This is a genomic window from Devosia oryzisoli (genome assembly GCF_014837245.1).
Taxonomy (GTDB): Bacteria; Pseudomonadota; Alphaproteobacteria; order Rhizobiales; family Devosiaceae; genus Devosia; species Devosia oryzisoli.
This window is the reverse complement of the sequence record NZ_JACYFU010000006.1, coordinates 1-18,144: the sequence shown is the minus strand read 5'-3', so window position 1 is coordinate 18,144 and position 18,144 is coordinate 1. Positions and strand designations below refer to the sequence as shown.

The following is an 18,144-nucleotide window of genomic DNA, read 5'->3' as shown; positions in this document are numbered from 1 at the left end:
GCCGAGGCTCAGTGGGACAGCTCTGCCTTTTTAGTCCACCGGGCCCAGGCTTCGTCGCCCCAATCTCAGCGTCGAAAACACCACAAGGAACCCGAACAGCACCATGCCCCCCGCCAGCACGTGCGCCTTTTCCCACTCCAGCCGCTCGACCAGGTCGTAGAGCGCCGTCGAGAGCACCTTCGTTTCGCCCGGGATATTGCCCCCGATCATCAGCACCACACCGAACTCCCCCATGGTATGGGCGAAGGTCATGATGGCGCCAACAAGATATCCGGGCCGCGCCAGCGGCAACACGACGTACCAGAACCGCTGCGCCGGCGAGGCGCCCAGCGTGTCCGCGGCTTCGAGGATTTCGCGGCTGATGGCTGCAAAGGCATTTCGCAGCGGTTGCACCATGAACGGCAACGACGCCAGCCCCGCCCCGATCACCAGCCCGCCGAACGAAAAGGCCAATGTGCGGGCACCCCAGAAAGAGGCGATCCAGCCGCCAGGTCCCCTCGGGCCCATCGCCAGCAACAGGTAAAAACCCAGCACCGTCGGCGGCAGCACCAGCGGCAGGCTGACCAAGGCCCCCACGACAGCGTGCCTTCGTTTCTCGCCCCGCGCCAGCCACCAGGCCAACGGCGTCCCGACGAGCAGCAGGCCCACGGTGACGCTAGCGGCCAGCGCGAGCGTCAGGAGGATCGGCGAAAGAAGGGGAGCAAAATCCAAGCTGGATATCCTGGGGTCTTGAGGCTACGGCACGGCGTATCCGGCCGCCTCTATCGTCTTCATCGCTTCCTCGCTGCGAAGATAGGCGAGGAAGGCCCGAGCCGCTGGATTGCTCCTGCCGGCCTCGAGAAGAACCGCACCTTGTGCAATGGGCGCGTGAAGGTCTGGCGGCACCAGCCATTGATCGGCCTTGCCCAGGACCTGGCTGGCGGCAACGAAGCCAAGCTCGGCATTCCCGGTATCGACGAACTGCAACGTCTGAGAAATGTTCTCGCCCTCGACAATGCTCCGCTGCACTTTCTCGTAAAGGCCCAGCGCCTTCAGCGTTTCCACTGCAGCCGCGCCGTAAGGCGCTGTCTCTGGGTCGGCAATAGCCAGCCTGCCGAAGTCGCCGGCAAGTTGCGCTTTCCCATCGTGCATGTCGCGCCCCGGCCCGTAGAGCGTCAGCCGCCCCTGTGCATAAACGAAAAAACTGCCCTTCACAGCCAGGCCTTCGGCCATGGCCTTTTGCGGCCGCTCGACATCGGCGGCCAAAAACACCTTGAACGGCGCGCCCTGGCTGATCTGCGCGTAAAGTTGCCCGGTCGCCCCGAAGCTGAGCTTGACCTCGTGGCCGCTTTCCGCAGCGAAGTTCTTCGCCAGGTCCTCTGCCACCGCGGTAAAATTAGCCGCCACTGCAACGGTCACGCTCTCCGCGCTGGCAGCGACCGCATTCGATGACACAAGGACAAGGGCGAGCGTAAAGCGGATCAAGACCGGCACCGATATGGTCAACAAGACATATCGGTGCCCGAAATCAACGGCCCCGGCAAGCGTTATGTGTTTTCGGGCATCTTGGGCAGCTTCTGTCGCAGCGCAGCCAGGTCCTCGGCAATGGCGGCCTCGGATTTGCGCTGCATGGCCCGATACCGGCGCAGCACCTCCTCGCCCATGGCCGTCAACTGCGCGCCACCCTGGCTCGGGCCACCGCGGCTTGAAAGCACGAGTGCACTGCCAAACCCTTCATTCAGGGCCTGCACCAGGCTCCAGGCACGCTTGTAGCTCATGCCCATCGCCTTGCCGGCGGCCGCGATCGATCCGGTCCGCGCAATGCCTTCGAGCAGGTCCGCTCGGCCCGGGCCAATATAGGCGGTGTCGCTGAGGACGATCCGCAAATGCCCCAGTCCGTGTTCGGGAACGACCTTCTTCACGGCGTGCTCCATGGCCCCGCGGATCCCGCGGAGGATAGTCCATCACCTCGCAGGAGGCTCACCCGCGCAGCGCCGCCGCCTCGCGCGCCAGCGCCTCGATGCGGGCAAAATCACTGCTGGCCAAGGCGTCGGCGGGCATGATCCACGATCCGCCCACGCAGATCACGTTCGGCAGGGCTAGGTAGGTCTTGGCCTTTTCCGGATCGATCCCGCCCGTGGGGCAGAAGGTGACGTCCGGCAGCGGCGAGGCGAAAGCCTTGAGAACCGGGGCGCCGCCCAGCGCCTCGGCCGGAAAGAACTTGAGGAAGGAATAGCCGCGCTCGGCCGCCGTCATCGCTTCGGTGGGCGTACCGATGCCCGGCAGCAGCGGAATGGCCACGTCGTCGGCAGCATCGAGCAGCCGCGGCGAAGCGCCGGGCGAAACCATGAACCGGCAGCCGGCATCGACCGAACTCTTCATGTGCGCGGCATGGCGAACCGTTCCGGACCCAACGATGGCGCCGCTGACCTTGGCCATTTCCTCCATGACCTTGAGTGCATTGGGCGTGCGCAGCGTCACCTCCAGCACCGGCAGGCCTCCGGCCACCAGCGCCTCGGCCAGCGGCCGCGCCTGCGCCACGTCGTCGAGGATGATGACGGGCACCACCGGCGCGAGCGAAAGAATGGAGCGGATGGCGTTGGCGTCCTGTGGCATGGTTGGGTCCCGTTTCTTGTGCAAGCCTTGGCGAAAGCGTTAGGCGCCGGGCCGCGTTCCTGCAAGCCCGCTGCGTGAAATTCGGCCCCGACTGGGGTCAGGAGCGGCGCGCTACGAGGTCGATCTCCACCAGCGCGCCAACCGCCAATGCCGTCACCCCGATAGTGGTCCGCGCCGGCAGCTTCCCCGGCTCGAAGAAGCTCGGCCAAAGGGCGTTGAGTGACGCGTAGTCGCGCTCGAACTGCGTCAGGTAGATGCGGGCCATGGTGACGTGCTCGAGCCCCAGCCCGATCCCGCCGAGCACGATCCGCAGGTTCTCCACCACGCGCCGCGTCTGCGCCTCGATGCCCTCGGGCAGGGGCGCGTCGGGTGCCGCCGGATCGGTCGGCATCTGCCCGGTCACGAACACCCAGCCATCCGCCTCCACGGCATGGCTGAACGGCGCCACCGGGCGCGGTCCCGAGGAAATCATGTGATGCAGCAATTGGCTCATGTCGTTTCCTTGCGGATTACCAGACTTTTCTTGCAGCCGATGCGTTATGCCGCCAGACTTGACGACGCAACCAGGAAGGATGGCGGCGCATGGCCGAAACCGAATACCGCATCGCGCGTGAAGAGGGCCCCACCCGGGGCCGCTATGTCATCGAGCTTGCGCCCGGCGCGGAAGCCGAGATGACCTACAAGAAGTCCGGCGACGGCCCGATGATCATCGACCACACCGGCGTCCCACCCGAATTCGAAGGCCGCGGCATCGCCCTGCGGCTGGTCAAGGCCGCCGTGGCAGACGCGCGCGAGCAGGGCTTCGGGATCACCCCCGTCTGCCCTTACGTCGTGGTGCAGTTCCGCCGCCACCCCGAATGGCGAGACCTTCTGGCCTGATCGCTCAATAGCCGTACCGAAAACCGTCTGCGTCCTCGGCACGGTACGCCTCCAGTGCCGCCCAGGGAATCCGCACGGTGGGCGCGCCATAGGCATAGGCAGCCACCTCGTAGGGCTCGAACTGGATGACCAGCCCGTAAGGGTCCGACAAGTCCCAGCGCGTTGGATCGGTGACGATATCGGCGATGTCGCCGGGGCTATCGAGCATCACATCCTCACCATGTTCGGTCTTGAGCTCATCGACCACCAGCCCGAGAAGCGCCTTCTGCCAGCCCTTGGTGCCGAACACATCCGACGCCTCCAGCGCCCGCTGCTTGTCCCGCAGATAGTGAATGAGGCTGATGGTGTAGTTGCCGTGCGCCGCTCCGTGTCCGTACCAATATGTGGTGACGTCGAGCGTGATCATCCGCTCGTCCACGTCTTTGACGGTGATGGAATTGCTGGTGTCGCTCGTCTGGTCGCCCTCGCCAGGTTCGCCGCCGGAGGCGCCCGCGAGGGCATCGACCTGCTCCGCCACGAACGCATTGAAGGCGTCGGCCGCGGCATCGCTCCCGTCGAGCTGCGCAAAGGAGAATTGGTGCGTCGCGACGGGCCAGTAGTAGTCGTCGTTCCCGACGCCATCCGGGTCGAGGAACGTGGCGTAGCGGCTGAGCGGATAGAATCGTTGGCCGCTGATCATCCGGCTCGTTTCGAGGACGTCCGAGCGTCCCGCGAACGTGCTGACGAGGCAGGAAACCCCGTCCTCGGAATACCGGCCGGTCGACATGGGCCTGTTATCCCGCGTGCAGGCCCGTTGCGCGAAGTCCAGCCAGGTGCGCTGGTCGCTGCGCAGCGCCTTGAGCGCAGGTTCGCTGAGCCCTCCGGTGGCCGTGGCATAGGTCGTTGCCAGCCGCTCGTCGGCGCGGGACAACTCGGGGTTGTCGCAGATCGCGTGCTCGAAGGGCGAGGCCGCCTTGCTGCAGTCGAAGCTGGCGGCGCCCGCCGCCCCGCACCAGCCGGCTGTTAGGGACACAAGGCAAAGGGCGAAGAGCGTTGCGGTTTTCACTATGGTCTCCCGGTTGCACCCCCTCTGGCTAGCATTTCGCCTCGGCTGTTTCCACTGCCTCGGCGATTGGGAGCAACCGTCGCCTTACCGGTGGATCACGACGCCACGAACCGCCGGATCGCTTCCACCTCGCCGGGCCGGATTTCGTGCCCGCCGGCATGCCAATCCAGTGTCACCTCCGCGCCGTTGCGCTCGAAATAGGTGGCCAGCGCCTGTGTCGCTCCGGCAGGGGCGATCGGGTCCCGTTGCCCCGCCGTGATGAGCACGCTCAGGCCGTCGAACCGCACGTCCCGCGGCTGGAAAGGGATCAGGGGATGCATCAGCATCGTACGGTCGAACAGGTCCGGCGCCGCAAACTGCACGGATGCCAGGATGTTGGCGCCGTTGGAATACCCCAGGCCCAGTACGGACACCGGATCGCTTTCAGCCACGCGCTGGCGCACGAACTGCACCATCGCCTCAGTCCGCCTCGCCAGGTCCGCCATGTCGTAGACCCCCTCGCCGGTGCGGCGGAAAAAGCGCAGCGCCCCACCTTCGCTGACATCGCCGCGCGGCGCCACCCGACGCGCTCCGGGGAGCACATCGCCGGCAAAATCGAAGAACTGGTTCTCGTCACCGCCCGTGCCGTGAAACAGAAAGATCAGCGGCGCCCTGTCGTCAGCGCCTTTCGCCTGCCTGAAGTGATAGTCGCTCATCGCCTGGCTCCTTGTTCCCTCCCATATCGGATGCGCCTTCGCGTCCAGGCAACGGCGATAAGCCGTCACACACCGTCATGGTATTGGAAACAATCGCTGCCGCGTCAGCGTGCGATCGGCGCGACCGGAGCAGACATGCCGGGGCGATAGCCTGCCAGGATGGCAGCGCGGAGGGATTCTGCCACGGCTCTGGCCGCTCGCTCCATCGCGCCGTCGGCCGCAGCAGCATCGGCGGGAGTGACGCTGTCCGACTGGTACGAGGTGTCGACGAAGCGCGTCGCCGAAAACGCGGTGCCATCCGCGCCAACGATGGAGACAGTGGCCGTCACCCGCCGCCCGAGCGGCCGTCGCGCCGGGAACGCATTCGAAATTCCCTCGTAGGCGCCGCCCGCGGAAACACTGACGCTCAGCGTCGGATCCCCCGGCCGCGCCGGCTGCGGAAACACCGTCCGGAGCCGGTTGAGGACGATCTGCTCGATCCGGCTGCCGGGTTCGGCAAAGAAGAACCGCGCCTCGCTGAGGCCACCGCCCGCGCGGTCGCCATAAACGGGCGTGAAGCTCGAACACGCAGCAAGGGCCAGTGACAGCAGGGCCACACCGATCAAAGTCGCCAGACGGTTTGATTTCATGCGGCTCACCCCTAATTGCCCAGCGGCACGGCACCGGAATAGCCGGCATTGAATCCGGCGGGCGCTTTGAGCTTGAAAGTCGCGAGAACGCGCGTCTCATCCGGCGAAACGTGCGTCGGCCCGGTGCGCGTCGCGTTGGCGCCGAACTGGAGGAAGCCGTCGTCATAGTTGAGACCGGCGCCCGCCAGCAGGTAGCTGTTGGCGTTGATGTCCCAATAGGCACTCGCCGAAACCGACCAGTATTCCGCCACCGGCACGGTGACATCCGCCCCGATTTCGTTCTGGTCGCGCAGCTGCCCAGCCGCCCTCACGGCCTCTGTGTAGCGATAGTTGAGCGCGGCCGCCCAGCCGTCGGCGGCATATCCCACCCCGAGCCCGCCCCGGGCGATGGTGAAGTCATCCGCGTCGAGCTGCAGCTTGCCACTGCCGGTAAAGCCGCTCTCGAGACGCCCATAGGCGCCGAGCACGGCGTAGGACGACGCGGTTTCAAGCCCCGACCCTACTCCGGCGTTAACCTGGTCGCCGAGCGCGAAGGAATTGGGGCCGACCAGTTGGAAGGACTGCCCGGCAACGAGCTCGAAGTGGCTGCCGTCGTTGAAATCGGCAAGGTACCGCGCGCCGATATTGGCCCTCAGGCCCGTCTCCTGCCGGTCGATGCCCGTGAAGCGGTTGTAGCTGAAGAGGTTGGTGTCATCGAGCACGACGCTTTGCGCGTCCTCGTTGGTGATCCCGGGCGCGCTCTGGTCGCTGCCGCGATAGACGATCTGTCCGATCGGCTCGACCAGGTGCGTCACCCCGGGGCTACTGGCCACCAGGGGATAGCGGACGTCGATTGCGGCGATCGGCGTTGCCCCGACCAGCGCCTGCTCGGGGGGCGCGCTGGGCAGGAGACTGTTGCCGTCATAATAGCTGCCGTCCACCCGCACTCCGGCAAACGGGGTCGCGACCACCCCGCCCACGATATACTGGTTCTGCCATCTGGCCTGGGCCATGCCGTGCAGCCGATTGCCGGCATAGGCATAATCATAAGGTACGCCATTGACCACGGCCCGCCGGTCCGCCTTGCGCGTAAAGCCGAGCAGCTTGCCTTCAACGTCAAGCTGGCCAAGGTCCGGGCCAAAGCGGAAGGTGTGCTCCGCCCTCAAGTTCGGCAAGGCAATGCCCTGCTGGTCCCGGCTCTGGTCGGTGTTGTCGCCCAAGAGATTATACTGCTGGACGCGGGCGTCGATATAGGTGTCTGCCGTCAGATGCGTGGCATACACTTCATTGATCGCCGCCCGGCCGGGATTGATGAAGTAGTCCTCGAAATAGGCGCTGTCGGTGAATGCGGCATAGGCAAAGCCGACAGTCCAGTCCTCCACCGGCACGAACTGGCCCGAGGTCTGGATGGCGCCGCGCCACTCCCGCCGCGCATCGGCGAAATCGAAGGCGTCCGGGTTGAACTGGTAGAGCCCCGACGCCTTGACCTGGAACGCGCCCTTGTCGAAGCGCTGGACCCATTCGGCGCCCATCAGGAAGCCCTGGCCGCTGACCAGCGCCGGGGAAAGAATGATGTCGGTGAACTTGCTCGAATAGACCGAGAAGGGCACCTCCACCTTGAGCCCGATCTCCTCGCTATAGGCGAGGCTCGGCCGCGGAATGCGCTGGAGTGCCTCGTTGCTGAGATTGGGAATCCAGAGATAAGGGAGCCATGCCACCGGAACGCCCAGCAGCGCCAGGCTCGGCTGCTCCAACGCCACGGATCCATCCGCCTTGGTGTAGGTCACCTTGGCCGCACTCACCGACCAGCCGATCCGCCGCCCCTGGGCGTCGATGCACTCGCCGCACGGCGCATAGGACGCGCGGGTCAGGATGGTCTGGACGGCGCTGTCGTAGTCCGCGCTGTCGGCGGTGATGCGCGAGCCGTCGTAACCGGTGATGGTCAGGGAATCGAGGAAGGCCTGCTTGAGGCCACCTGTCACCTTGAGGTTGGCGCTGCGCGACACGTTACCCGACGGGTCGGTGATGACCACGTCCCCCACGAAATCGAGTTCGCCGGAGGTGCGGCGGTAGACCAGCCGGTTGCCCGCGAGGGTGTAGCCACTGGCCCGCACCACCACGTCGCCGTTCGCATTGATGACGTTGTTGACCGCGTCGAACACGAGTTCGTCCGCCTCGACGGCGGTCGGGGCCGCAGGGTCGACAGGGGCGTTGAAGAAGTCGGGAGGGACGAGCCCTTGAGCATGCACAGCAAGCGGCAGCAAAGCGCAACCTGCCGCCAGCAGCGAAAGCGCCAGCCGATAGGGTCTAATTCGGCGGTCGTTTGGCCTCACGCTTCCTGCCCTGCTTCGTCCGATCCGCCAGCCTAACGCCCGGTGTCCGGTCCGCACCCATTGTTCCGCACGCTCGCCTCCCGCACCCCCGGCACAGGTCTAACGGCAAACTGGTTACAGATCATTTTAGGCATCGGCAATGAACAATGTCCAAATCCCTCGCCAGGAAGAAGTCCTGTTGCGCGGAGCGCACATGTGACCAAACGCTGCGCGAAAGAACGCCCTGCCGGCGTCACGAAGGGAAACGCGATGACAGCAATCCGCAGTGGCATCGATAGCTGGAAAAGGAAAAACCCGCTGAACAACAAAGTCCAACGGGTTTTCGATTTGGTTGCGGGAGCAGGATTTGAACCTGCGACCTTCAGGTTATGAGCCTGACGAGCTACCGGGCTGCTCCATCCCGCGTCACGCGCCTGCGCTGCAAAGCGCGGCGTAGGGGCTATATAGGGGGTCCCTCCCGAGACCTCAACCCCCAAAGCGCTCCGGCATGACGGTTTTTTGACATCGCCGGAAACCGGCCGGTCCCGCCCCCTGCCGCTGTGGAAAAACCACCGCCTGCTGCCCTTCCCTCATCCGTGCGTCTGGTCTAGGGTCCGGCGCCTTTCTTCGCACCAACCGGAATTTCCCATGAAAATGAAGACCCTGGGCCGCACCGATATCGCGGTGACGGACCTCTGCCTGGGCACAATGACCTGGGGCAGCCAGAATACCGAGGCCGAGGGCCACGCGCAGATCGCCATGGCGCTGGACGCCGGCATCACCTTCATGGATACGGCCGAACTCTACGCCGTGCCCGGCAGTCCGCAAACCAGCGGCCGCACCGAGGAAATCATCGGCAACTGGTTTGTCACCCACAAGGATCGCGATCGCTGGGTGCTCGCCAGCAAGATCGGCGGCGGTGGCTCGGCCTTCCTGCGTGGCGGCCGGCGCGCCGACGGCACCACCATCCCGCAGGCGCTCGACGCCAGCCTCAAGCGGCTCAGGACCGACTATATCGACCTCTACCAGATCCACTGGGCGAGCCGCGGCCACTACCATTTCGAAGGCTACTGGAAATACGCCCCGGAGCGGCAGGAAACGGCCGATGTCCTCGCCAATATCGAGGAAATGCTCGAAACGCTCAATGCCCAGGTCAAGGCCGGCAAGATCCGCCATATCGGCGTCTCCAACGAAACCGCCTGGGGCATCGCCCAGTGGCTCCGCATTGCCGAGGCCAGGGGCCTGCCGCGCCTCGTCTCGGTACAGAACGAATACAGCCTGCTCCGTCGCCTCTTCGATCACGACCTCGCCGAACTCAGCCACCACGAAAATGTCGGGCTCCTGGCCTACTCGCCGCTGGCTGCGGGCATCCTCACCGGCAAGTATGCCGGCGGCGTGACGCCTCCGGGGAGCCGCAAGGAGTACCAGAAGGGCATGTGGCGGCTCACCGAGCACTCTCAGACGGCCACCGAGGCCTACCATCAGCTCGCCCGCGAGCACGGCCTCGATCCTGTCGCCATGGCCATTGCCTTCTGCCGCTCGCGCCCCTTCATGACGGCCACCATTCTGGGCGCCACCAGCACCGAGCAGTTGTCGCAGAGCCTGGCCGGCGCCGACCTGACCCTCAGCCCCGAAGTGCTCTCCGGGATCGAGGCCATCCATCGCCGTTTCCCCCGCCCGATCTAGAACAGCGCAAAGCCCACGCCCCCAGCCGGCATGGGGTCTCCGGCACCGGATGGCCAATTGCGATGGCGCCGCTATAGTTGCGCCATCGCCTGCCCCGGAGCCCGCGTCGACCCGTGACCCTGCTGACCCTCCTGACTTCCGCCTCGCCGCTGATTGCCTATGCGGCCTACAATATCGTCGTGCCGCTGGTGGAGCGACGCCGGCCCTCGCTCTCGGTCATCATGAACATGCAGCGCCGTCGCTGGGTCAGCAATGCGACGCGCCGCGAAACGCCGTTCGACGCCATCCTTTCGGGCAACATCATGAGCTCGGTCAGCTTCCTGGCCTCCACCGCCGTACTGCTCGTGCTGGCGGTGTTTGCCGCCTTCGGCCAGATCCCCGACCTCATGGACGCACTCGGCTCGGTCTCGGTGGACCACGGGTTCACCATCCTCGACGTCCAGGTGCATCTGGTGATCATGCTGATCCTGTTCGTGCAGGCGTTCTTTGCTTTCACCCTGTCGCTGCGCCAGTTCAATCATTTCTGCATCATGCTCGGCGCGCTCGACCACGACCGGGTCACGACCGAGGAGGAAATCGACGCCATCACCCGCATGAACGCCCTGGGCGCCAAGAACTTCAACAGCGGCATCCGCGCCTATTATTTCTCGGTCGGCACCGTGGCCTGGTTCGTTTCCGGCTGGCTGGCCGTTGCCGCCTCGCTGGTGACGATCCTGGTGCTGGCGCATCGCGAATTCTTCTCCACCGCGCACCGAACCGCCGCTTCTGCCGCGGTCATCGCCGCCCGCCATCGCCCGCGACAGGCGCCGCCGGAGTCCTGACCAGCGCCGACCGGGTCGGCCGGTCTAGAGCATCGCCTCGAAGAACGAGCGCAGTTGCGCGATCACCGGTGCCCGCCAGCGGAACGGCCGGCTCAGTGCCAGGAGCGGTTCGGCATGCTTGAGGCGGGGATAGATTTCCAGGGTGACCGGCACCCCCGCCGCCTCGAGCCGCTGCCTCAGCGCCCGGCTGTTGCGCGGGTGCACGAGTTCGTCTTCTGCACCATGGCCCAGGAACACCGCCGGCACCGGCGAAGCCACATGGTTCACCGGCTGCGTGTCGTCCGGCGCGGCAACGGCCCCGAAAACCCGGATACTGATCGGTCCGTCAAAGGGATAGAAGTCGTAGGGCCCGGAAAGGCCCGCCACCGCGCGTATGTTCTTGAGGACACCACGGGCCTTGAGATACCGCTCGTCCAGCACCACCATCAGCGCGTTGTAGGCCCCGGCCGAATGCCCCGCCAGGGCCACCCGCCGGGGGTCGCCGCCATAGGCGCCGATCTGTTGCACCACCCAGGCCACAGCGTCCGCGCAGTCGCGCAGGAAGCCGGGATACTCGACCTCCGGAACCAGCCGGTAATCGGGCACCACCACGAGATACCCCAGCGCCGCCAGGGCCCTGCCGGCAAAGTGATAATCTTCCTTGGTCCCGTCGCTCCAGGACCCGCCGTAGAAGAACACGATCACCGGCAGGTGCTTGCCGCCCCGGCGGGGCGTATAGATATCCAGTTTTTGCCGTGCGTGCGGCCCATAGGCCAGGTCATGGGCGGACCGGCGCGAGCCGCGGTCCTTGGGGGCCAGCGCGTTGAAAAGGGTCAGAAGGGAAATAGCCATGCAGGAACTCGCTCGGTCGGCACCCCAGCTACGCATTGCGGCCGCTCCCGGTTTCAGCAAACTGCGGTGATCCACACTGCGGCAAGGGCCTGGGCCAGCGGCAATTTATGACGTTGACAATCAGGAATGAGGGTCGTTTATTGCGCGCGTTGAGAACCAGCCGGCCCCGCCTATGCTTGTCTGCCAGTGCAACATGATCACCTCTCGCGAGATCGAGGACGTCGTGTTCGATCTGCTTAGGGCCGATCCTTGGCAGCTAGTGGTGCCGGCAAAGGTTTATGCCGAACTCAATCGCCGCGCAAAATGCGGCGGCTGCGTGCCGAATGTGGTGGACATTATCGTGCGCGTCACCGAAAACTACCACGCGCAGCAAGCCCTCCCGCCCGCTGAGCTGGTAAGCCTCCAGTCCGGGTTGGAAAAACTCAAGAAGCAACGGAGTGGAGTACGTCGTGAAAGGCGAACCAAAGGTCATAGAGCAGCTTAACGAGGCCTTGTTCCTCGAGCTCGGTGCCGTCAACCAGTATTGGGTGCACTATCGCCTGCTCGACGACTGGGGCTTCAGGAAGCTCGCCTCCAAGGAGCGTGCCGAATCCATCGAGGAGATGCACCACGCCGACAAGCTGATCGAGCGCATCATCTTCCTCGAGGGCCATCCCAATCTGCAACGCGTCGCGCCCCTGCGCATCGGCCAAACCATCAAGGAAGTGCTCGAGGCCGATCTGGCCGGCGAATACGATGCCCGCACCGCCTACAAGGCCAGCCGCGAGATTTGCGAAGAGCTCGGCGACTACGTCTCCAAGAATCTGTTCGAGGAATTGCTGGCTGACGAAGAGGGCCACATCGACTTCCTCGAAACCCAGCTCGACCTTCTCGAAAAGATTGGCGTCGAAAAATACGGCCAGCTCAATTCGTCTTCGGCCGACGAAGCCGAGTAAGCCACGCCTGCTGCCAGATCCTGTCGCGCCGTCCGGATCCTCTCCGGGCGGCGTTTTGCTTCAAGGGAGAGAGTTCATGCCCCAATATCACACCGGTCGCCTGCTCGACCACGTGCACCTGCGCGCCCGCAATTTCGTGGCGACCCGCTACTTTTATGAAGCTGTCCTCAAGGTCCTTGGCATTCCGCTCACAGCCTCGGGCGAAGGCTGGTTCCAGGTGGACGAGTTGTTTGTCGACGCCGCCGACGCGCGCACCACTCCAACCCATGTGCACCTGGCGTTCCAGGCGAAGGACCAGGACATCGTCTCCGCCTTCTACAAGGCGGCGCTGGCAGCCGGCGGCACCGATAACGGGGCACCTGGCGATCGCCACTACCACCCGGGCTATTATGCCTGCTTCGTGCTCGACCCGGACGGCAACAACGTCGAGGCCGTCTTCCACGGACCCAACCGCCGGTCGGCCCCCTCGGTCGTCATCGAACCCACGCCCTGATCCGGGCCAACATCGCGGTCAAGGCTAGGCAGGAACCGGGCGAGCCGCCGCTCTATTCTTCGATCCGCTGGAACATCGCGTCGAGGTCGGCGATGATCTGGTTCATCGGAGCGACCGCGTCGGGCATCATTTCCGGGGGTTCGGGCGCCACCGCCACATAGGGCACGCCGCTGGGGAAGGCGCCGAAACGCTGGAAGAAGGCCACCATGTCGTCCAGCACCGGCATGCGCCAGCGCCACAGCGCCCCCATGGCGATCACCGGCTCCATGTGGCCGAAGCCTTCGTAATATTGCGTCGTAACCCACACACCCTGGTCGCGCAGGGCCTGGGCGAAATGCTCGGTATTCTGCACCCGCACGATCGGGTCCGTCGTCCCACTCGCCAGATACATGGGCGGCGCCGCCGAGGTCACAAGGTTAATCGGCTGCGTGCCTTCCGGGTTGGGCGCCGAGCCAAAGGCATTGCGCACTTCGTCATATTCGAATGGATAGAAGTCATAGGGCCCCGAAAGCGCGCCCACGCCAAGGATCGGCATGGTGACGCCATATTCCTTGAGGAATGACGGGTCGAGAGCCAGCATCACGGCGTTGTAGGCGCCTGCCGAATGCCCGGCGAGGAACAGCCGGTTTGGATCACCACCATAGCTGGCGATATTGTCCTGCACCCAGCGCAGGGCCCTGGCGCTGTCCTCGAGAAACGCCGGATAGGCCACGTCCGGCACAAGGCGATAGTCCGCGATCACCGTAACGAAGCCGCGCGACGCCAAGGCGCGCCCCACGAACTGGTAATCCGAGCGCTCGCCCCGGTTCCAGCCGCCACCGTAGATGAAGAAGACCACAGGCGCCGCCGCCCCGCGCTGCTCGGGAGCGTAGATGTCGAGTTTGTGTCGCGGGCCGTCCGCATAAGGGACCCCGTCACCCACCTTGGCCGTGCCGCCATCCATGGCCGCCGGAAGGTTGAACGGGTCCATCATCGACAGGGCCTGCGCAGAGGCGGGCAGAAGCAGGACAACGACAGCAAGCGCCACGAGGACGCGTTTGAAAATGGTCATGGCCGGATCAGCAACGTGAGTGAGGAAAAGCGTATCTAGTCGACAAAGCCGATCAGATTGTGACGCCCGAAATGGGCGAGGGCAGGCGCGTCATCAAGACCCACTGCCTGCCCTCTGCTTAAGCAACATTAGAGTGCGCCTCAAAAGGTTAACGCTCCGTTAACCGATGTCAGCGCTTGAGGCGCTCGAGCAAGAGACCAGAAACATAGCCATCCGCGCTAAGGCCCCGGGCCTGCTGGTAGGAAACCACCGCGGCACGGGTCTTTGGACCAATCACGCCGTCAGCCGTCCCCACTGAAAAACCGGCCCGGTTCAGCAGCGTCTGGAGCTCCGCCCGCTGCGCTTTCGTCAAGGCGTAGTCTCCGGCTGGCCAAGGCGTAGCAAAGCTTCCACTCCCCAGGATCCGGTCCGCAAGATGCCCTACGGCAAGGGCGTAGCTATCGGAGTTGTTGTACCGTTTGATGACATCGAAGTTGGGCAGCAGCAGGAACGCCGGCCCTGTCGCACCGGCCGGCATATAGAGGCGCCCCACATCCGTCGGACGCGGAAAGGCCCGGCCGTTGACGCGGGCCACACCAAGCTGCCGCCACTGCTCCAACGTTGCCTTACCCAATCGTTGTGCCGCCTGAACGTCGAAACCCGCCGGCAGTCGCACCTCGTAACCCCAGGTCTCACCGGGGCGCCAGCCGAACGACTTGAGGTAATTGGCTGTCGAGCCCAGAGCGTCTGGCACCGAGTTCCAGATGTCCTTGCGCCCATCGCCGTTGTAGTCGACAGCATAGCGCATGAAACTCGAAGGCATGAACTGGGTATGCCCCATGGCCCCCGCCCAGGACCCCACCATATTCTCGGGCCGCACATGGCCGTCCGAAACGATCCTTAAGGCGTTCAGCAACTCGTCGCGGAAAAAGGCGGCCCGATAGCCGTTCTGGGCCAGCGTTGCCAGGGCATAGATCGTGTTCTTGCCCCCCATGAAGCCGCCGAAATTGGTCTCCATGCCCCAGATGGCCAGGACAATCTCGGCCTGCACACCATAGCGGCTCTCCGCGCCACCAAGCGTCTGCGCCCATTCCTGGCGCATCGCCCGCCCCTTCTGGGCTTGTGCATCGGTGACCCGCTTGTCGAGGTATTGCTTGACCGTCTGTGTGAACTCTGGCTGCGACTTGGTCAGCTCCATCACCTGCGGGATGGGATTGTACCCTGCAAAGGAGGCTTCGAATGCCTGTCGGCTCACGCCACGCGCTTGTGCCTCAGGCCAAAGCCCGCGGACAAATTCTGCCGTGCTTGCGGAAGCTGCGCCGGCCGCTCCTGCCGAAACGGCCATGACCAGGATGACGGTTGCGCCGAACGTACGGATGCGGGCAGCCGTGCTGCCATTGAAAAGGATCATATCGGGCCTCGTGCTACGCGCTACTGAACAGTCACGAACGCGTCGGCTGTGCCGCAACGGACGCGCGTATGAAAATATTAACGCACCCGATTAAGATCGCCTTAAGGCAAGGCCGGCAGCCAATCACGATGGCGTCAAGCCTAGCCCTCGCCCTGCTCTGCGCTCGCGCCCCTGTCACCGTGCCGCAATACCCGGCCAGAGGCCCGCGCTTCGCCCCCTTGGACAAAGGTGACGTGCGGATAGGGAATTTCGATGCCGCGTTCGGAGAACACCTGCTTGAGGTACTCGTTGTAACGACGGCCTACGCCCCACTGCTGCCCCGGCACGGTCTTGATGCGCCCGCGGACGGTGATGGCGGAGTCGCCGAAGCCGGTCACACCCTGCATCTCGAAGTCCGCCAGCACAAATTCGGAAAGCTCGGTCTGCATGACCTGCTCGAACGCCTCGTGCATGGCCGCCTTCACGGCGGTGATGTCGCTGTCATAGGCGACGCCGATCTCGGCCACATGGTAGGAGAAGCCCCGCATCATGTTGCTGACCTGATCCACCGATGAAAACGGAACCAGATGCACCGTACCGCTGAGATCGCGGATCGTGACAGAACGGATGGTGAGCTTTTCCACCACCCCCGACTTGTCGCCGACCGCCACCACGTCCCCGACATTCATGATGTTCTCGAACTGAATGAAGATGCCCGTGATGATGTCCTGCACGAGTTTTTGAGCGCCGAAACCAATAGCGAGGCCGACCACTCCGGCACCGGCAAGGAGTGGCGCGATGTTGACCCCGATCTGCGCCAGAGCAAGCATCGAGCCGAAAATGACGAGCGCAACGGTGAAGGCGTTCTTGAACAGGTTGAGAAGCGTCGTCTCCCGTGAGGAAGGGGCTCGCCCCCCCTTGGGGCTGAGGCGATACTCCACCCAAGACGCCACCACAATATGCAGCACAACGGCGACCACAACGATCAGCGCGGCCGATGTCACCGCTCCGGCCACACCCAGGCCTTCGTCCGTCGATAGCCACCCCACAAAATCGAAAAGGCTCCATGCCTGGCCGATCGCAATAACGACGAGCGCCAGCACGATCCAGCGGATGACCAGCATAACACGCGGCACAAAGGCCTTCAGGCGCCCCTCGAGCAGCGGCAAGCGCTCCTGCACATCCTCAGGCAGTTCGAGGCCGCCGCTCACGAACCGCCCCACGAACCCAAGAACCAGAACGCCAATAATCACGGCGATGATCGACTGGGCAGTGGCGCCCAGCATGAATGGGAGCGCGTCGTCAGGGTTGGCAAACCATACCAACAGAAGCCCCACCAGGTAGAGAATGGCCAAGATGTGCCAGTACTGTCCAAGGACCAGCAGCAGCCGTCCCAGCGGGTCATGGTTCCGGCGTTCGGCGCGATGTGCGAGCCAGGCACGAACATCATCGCGATTCTGCAGCACCACGAGTACGCCGATCGCCACGGCCGTGCTCATCACCACCACCTGCACCCCGGCAGCCAGCGCGCGGGAAATCGACTGCGCCAGGGCGGGGGAAGCGAACATGAAGGTGTAGCCGATCAACGAAATGACCCGGCCGATCCAAAACGACCAGTAGACGGCATTGCTGTCGGCAACCGGCACGAAGCGTGCTTCCGGATGCCGCGGCGCCAAGAGCACCCGGCTCGCAAGCTTGGAGAGTTCCACCACCAGAAAGGCGTTGAGGAGCAAGGCTTGGTACAAGCCGACCTGCCCCGTCGGCGTCGTCTCCACATTCAGGGCCACCACGTAGCCCAGTCCCCACGCGAAGACGATGCTAATGCCGTCGATGACAATAGCGCTGGCGATTTTGCCGATACGCGTCGGCCACCCTCGACGCCGCACGTCACGAAGAATTCGGCTCATAGCCGCGTTGGCAGCAAGCCGAAGCAGAAAGTAGCTGCCGAACAAGCCCGCGGCCACCGCTAGCAGACCTACCAGGACCGTCTGAATCGCATTGACATCAAGGTGCAGGCTGCCGTCGACGAGGCCGCGCACCTCGGCCACGGCGCGCACCACGGCTCGCGCCGTCGCCGACGCGCCCTGAGCCGCCCCTTGGGTGTAGTTCGCGAGTTGCCGAGCGATGGAAAAGTCCGCCACATCGGCGCTGGCCGCGGTGTCCTCGGGGACCTCCGCCCTCAACCGGTCGATCAACTGGGCACGAGCGGCGTCGTCCTGGAGAATGCGGATCAGATCATCGACTGCTGGAGAAGCTTGCTGTTCGGTCGCCGAGACCGCGCCCCCTGCCCCCTCCTGCGCCATGACCACCGGGCTGAACATCGAGAGCGTAACGAAGAGGATAAGGATTAAGCGCATGGATTCCGCAGGCTGTGGTTTAGCGGAACCAGCATGGCTACCTTGTTGCACGGGTCAACCCCTAGGGAACAGGAATACGGACGGCCTCGCCCCCTGCGCACGCGTGTCGTGACTGAAGTTTGGCTTTCAGTCAGGCTGGGGACGACGTCGCTCTGATCGGACCCCTCTGTGGGGCCGGCCAGAGGACGCGCAGTCCCCGCTGGGCTCTGCCTTCTAAGGCTTCTTACGTAAGGCAACCCGGTCAGGGTAAAGGTTCGGCTGCGGCGATTGGTGGGCTATCGAGCGCAAGATCGTTGGCGAATAGTCGCATGCCGACCGGCTCATCGAGGCATTGGCGCCTGCGGGTGCCCTGGGTTGGTCGCAACATTTTCCCTTAACCGGACGCAAAACGCCCCCGCTGTTTTTGCGGGGGCGTTTGTGCACGTTGAGTGTAAAGAGTGTTGTGTTTTTGGCAGACCTTGCGGTGA

At 64.4% G+C, this 18,144-nt stretch carries 19 protein-coding genes and 1 tRNA gene; 6 read left to right on the top strand and 14 right to left on the bottom strand.

The window, feature by feature from the left end; all coding sequences use genetic code 11:
- Positions 1-30: 30 nt before the first annotated feature.
- From modB to IC608_RS17115, 5 genes are all read right to left on the bottom strand, one after another.
- Complete coding sequence (gene modB, locus IC608_RS17135; RefSeq protein WP_191778055.1) at positions 31-711, bottom strand: molybdate ABC transporter permease subunit; 681 nt, start codon at positions 709-711, stop codon at positions 31-33.
- Between the two features lie 24 nt (positions 712-735).
- Positions 736-1,473, bottom strand: a complete 738-nt coding sequence (gene modA, locus IC608_RS17130; protein WP_428056367.1) for a molybdate ABC transporter substrate-binding protein — start codon at positions 1,471-1,473, stop codon at positions 736-738.
- 53 nt (positions 1,474-1,526) lie between these two features.
- Positions 1,527-1,901: a winged helix-turn-helix domain-containing protein gene (locus IC608_RS17125; RefSeq protein WP_345890921.1), complete on the bottom strand. Its 375-nt coding sequence runs from the start codon at positions 1,899-1,901 to the stop codon at positions 1,527-1,529.
- Positions 1,902-1,959: 58 nt separating this feature from the next.
- A complete protein-coding gene (gene eda / locus IC608_RS17120) occupies positions 1,960-2,595 on the bottom strand; it encodes a bifunctional 4-hydroxy-2-oxoglutarate aldolase/2-dehydro-3-deoxy-phosphogluconate aldolase (RefSeq protein ID WP_191778048.1) in 636 nt (211 codons plus the stop codon).
- A 97-nt stretch (positions 2,596-2,692) separates the two neighbouring features.
- The gene (locus tag IC608_RS17115; RefSeq protein WP_210316415.1) at positions 2,693-3,079 is read right to left on the bottom strand and encodes a RidA family protein; all 387 of its coding nucleotides are present in this window, start codon (positions 3,077-3,079) and stop codon (positions 2,693-2,695) included.
- 98 nt (positions 3,080-3,177) lie between these two features.
- Here IC608_RS17115 and IC608_RS17110 point away from each other — a divergent pair, with 98 nt between their 5' ends.
- Positions 3,178-3,474, top strand: a complete 297-nt coding sequence (locus IC608_RS17110) for a GNAT family N-acetyltransferase (protein ID WP_191778046.1) — start codon at positions 3,178-3,180, stop codon at positions 3,472-3,474.
- A gap of 4 nt (positions 3,475-3,478) precedes the next feature.
- On the opposite strand, the gene IC608_RS18535 is transcribed toward IC608_RS17110, so the two are convergent.
- The 5 genes from IC608_RS18535 to IC608_RS17085 form a co-directional block, all read right to left on the bottom strand.
- The gene (locus tag IC608_RS18535; protein ID WP_191778044.1) at positions 3,479-4,519 is read right to left on the bottom strand and encodes a DUF3298 domain-containing protein; all 1,041 of its coding nucleotides are present in this window, start codon (positions 4,517-4,519) and stop codon (positions 3,479-3,481) included.
- Positions 4,520-4,614: 95 nt separating this feature from the next.
- A complete protein-coding gene (locus tag IC608_RS17100) occupies positions 4,615-5,214 on the bottom strand; it encodes an alpha/beta hydrolase (RefSeq protein WP_191778042.1) in 600 nt (199 codons plus the stop codon).
- 104 nt (positions 5,215-5,318) lie between these two features.
- Positions 5,319-5,843 (bottom strand): hypothetical protein, encoded by a 525-nt coding sequence (locus IC608_RS17095; protein ID WP_191778040.1) that lies wholly within the window; start codon positions 5,841-5,843, stop codon positions 5,319-5,321.
- Positions 5,844-5,854: 11 nt separating this feature from the next.
- Positions 5,855-8,155 carry an LPS assembly protein LptD gene (locus IC608_RS17090; RefSeq protein WP_191778038.1) on the bottom strand — a complete coding sequence of 767 codons (2,301 nt, stop codon included), beginning with the start codon at positions 8,153-8,155 and terminating at the stop codon, positions 5,855-5,857.
- A gap of 328 nt (positions 8,156-8,483) precedes the next feature.
- A tRNA-Met gene (locus IC608_RS17085) sits at positions 8,484-8,560 on the bottom strand.
- Between the two features lie 222 nt (positions 8,561-8,782).
- On the opposite strand from IC608_RS17085, the gene IC608_RS17080 reads away from it, so the two are divergent.
- Both IC608_RS17080 and IC608_RS17075 read left to right on the top strand, forming a co-directional pair.
- Positions 8,783-9,820 carry an aldo/keto reductase gene (locus tag IC608_RS17080; RefSeq protein WP_191778036.1) on the top strand — a complete coding sequence of 346 codons (1,038 nt, stop codon included), beginning with the start codon at positions 8,783-8,785 and terminating at the stop codon, positions 9,818-9,820.
- Between the two features lie 113 nt (positions 9,821-9,933).
- Complete coding sequence (locus IC608_RS17075; RefSeq protein ID WP_191778034.1) at positions 9,934-10,641, top strand: DUF599 family protein; 708 nt, start codon at positions 9,934-9,936, stop codon at positions 10,639-10,641.
- A 24-nt stretch (positions 10,642-10,665) separates the two neighbouring features.
- Here IC608_RS17075 and IC608_RS17070 read toward each other — a convergent pair whose 3' ends face one another.
- Positions 10,666-11,472, bottom strand: a complete 807-nt coding sequence (locus tag IC608_RS17070) for an alpha/beta hydrolase (RefSeq protein WP_210316410.1) — start codon at positions 11,470-11,472, stop codon at positions 10,666-10,668.
- A 172-nt stretch (positions 11,473-11,644) separates the two neighbouring features.
- Here IC608_RS17070 and IC608_RS17065 point away from each other — a divergent pair, with 172 nt between their 5' ends.
- The 3 genes from IC608_RS17065 to IC608_RS17055 all read left to right on the top strand — a co-directional run bounded on the left by IC608_RS17065 (position 11,645) and on the right by IC608_RS17055 (position 12,900).
- Complete coding sequence (locus IC608_RS17065; RefSeq protein WP_191778030.1) at positions 11,645-11,956, top strand: (2Fe-2S)-binding protein; 312 nt, start codon at positions 11,645-11,647, stop codon at positions 11,954-11,956.
- A complete protein-coding gene (gene bfr / locus IC608_RS17060) occupies positions 11,922-12,407 on the top strand; it encodes a bacterioferritin (RefSeq protein WP_191778028.1) in 486 nt (161 codons plus the stop codon). The genes IC608_RS17065 and bfr overlap by 35 nt, the downstream gene beginning before the upstream one ends.
- 76 nt (positions 12,408-12,483) lie before the next feature.
- The gene (locus IC608_RS17055; RefSeq protein ID WP_191778026.1) at positions 12,484-12,900 is read left to right on the top strand and encodes a VOC family protein; all 417 of its coding nucleotides are present in this window, start codon (positions 12,484-12,486) and stop codon (positions 12,898-12,900) included.
- 52 nt (positions 12,901-12,952) lie between these two features.
- Here IC608_RS17055 and IC608_RS17050 read toward each other — a convergent pair whose 3' ends face one another.
- The 3 genes from IC608_RS17050 to IC608_RS17040 all read right to left on the bottom strand — a co-directional run bounded on the left by IC608_RS17050 (position 12,953) and on the right by IC608_RS17040 (position 17,677).
- Positions 12,953-13,951, bottom strand: a complete 999-nt coding sequence (locus IC608_RS17050; protein ID WP_248306477.1) for an alpha/beta hydrolase — start codon at positions 13,949-13,951, stop codon at positions 12,953-12,955.
- A 169-nt stretch (positions 13,952-14,120) separates the two neighbouring features.
- Positions 14,121-15,341 (bottom strand): lytic murein transglycosylase, encoded by a 1,221-nt coding sequence (locus IC608_RS17045; protein WP_191778024.1) that lies wholly within the window; start codon positions 15,339-15,341, stop codon positions 14,121-14,123.
- A gap of 140 nt (positions 15,342-15,481) precedes the next feature.
- Positions 15,482-17,677, bottom strand: coding sequence for a mechanosensitive ion channel domain-containing protein (locus IC608_RS17040; RefSeq protein WP_191778022.1), 2,196 nt, complete (start codon positions 17,675-17,677; stop codon positions 15,482-15,484).
- Positions 17,678-18,144 lie beyond the last annotated feature (467 nt).

Excerpts from the sequence above, each read along its gene's own strand:
- eda (WP_191778048.1), bottom strand. The coding sequence starts at position 2,595 with ATGCCACAGGACGCCAACGCCATCCGCTCCATTCTTTCGCTCGCGCCG.
- IC608_RS17110 (WP_191778046.1), top strand. The coding sequence starts at position 3,178 with ATGGCCGAAACCGAATACCGCATCGCGCGTGAAGAGGGCCCCACCCGG.
- IC608_RS17100 (WP_191778042.1), bottom strand. The coding sequence starts at position 5,214 with ATGAGCGACTATCACTTCAGGCAGGCGAAAGGCGCTGACGACAGGGCG.
- IC608_RS17095 (WP_191778040.1), bottom strand. The coding sequence starts at position 5,843 with ATGAAATCAAACCGTCTGGCGACTTTGATCGGTGTGGCCCTGCTGTCA.
- IC608_RS17080 (WP_191778036.1), top strand. The coding sequence starts at position 8,783 with ATGAAAATGAAGACCCTGGGCCGCACCGATATCGCGGTGACGGACCTC.
- IC608_RS17070 (WP_210316410.1), bottom strand. The coding sequence starts at position 11,472 with ATGGCTATTTCCCTTCTGACCCTTTTCAACGCGCTGGCCCCCAAGGAC.
- IC608_RS17065 (WP_191778030.1), top strand. The coding sequence starts at position 11,645 with ATGCTTGTCTGCCAGTGCAACATGATCACCTCTCGCGAGATCGAGGAC.
- IC608_RS17055 (WP_191778026.1), top strand. The coding sequence starts at position 12,484 with ATGCCCCAATATCACACCGGTCGCCTGCTCGACCACGTGCACCTGCGC.
- IC608_RS17050 (WP_248306477.1), bottom strand. The coding sequence starts at position 13,951 with ATGACCATTTTCAAACGCGTCCTCGTGGCGCTTGCTGTCGTTGTCCTG.
- IC608_RS17045 (WP_191778024.1), bottom strand. The coding sequence starts at position 15,341 with ATGATCCTTTTCAATGGCAGCACGGCTGCCCGCATCCGTACGTTCGGC.
- IC608_RS17040 (WP_191778022.1), bottom strand. The coding sequence starts at position 17,677 with ATGCGCTTAATCCTTATCCTCTTCGTTACGCTCTCGATGTTCAGCCCG.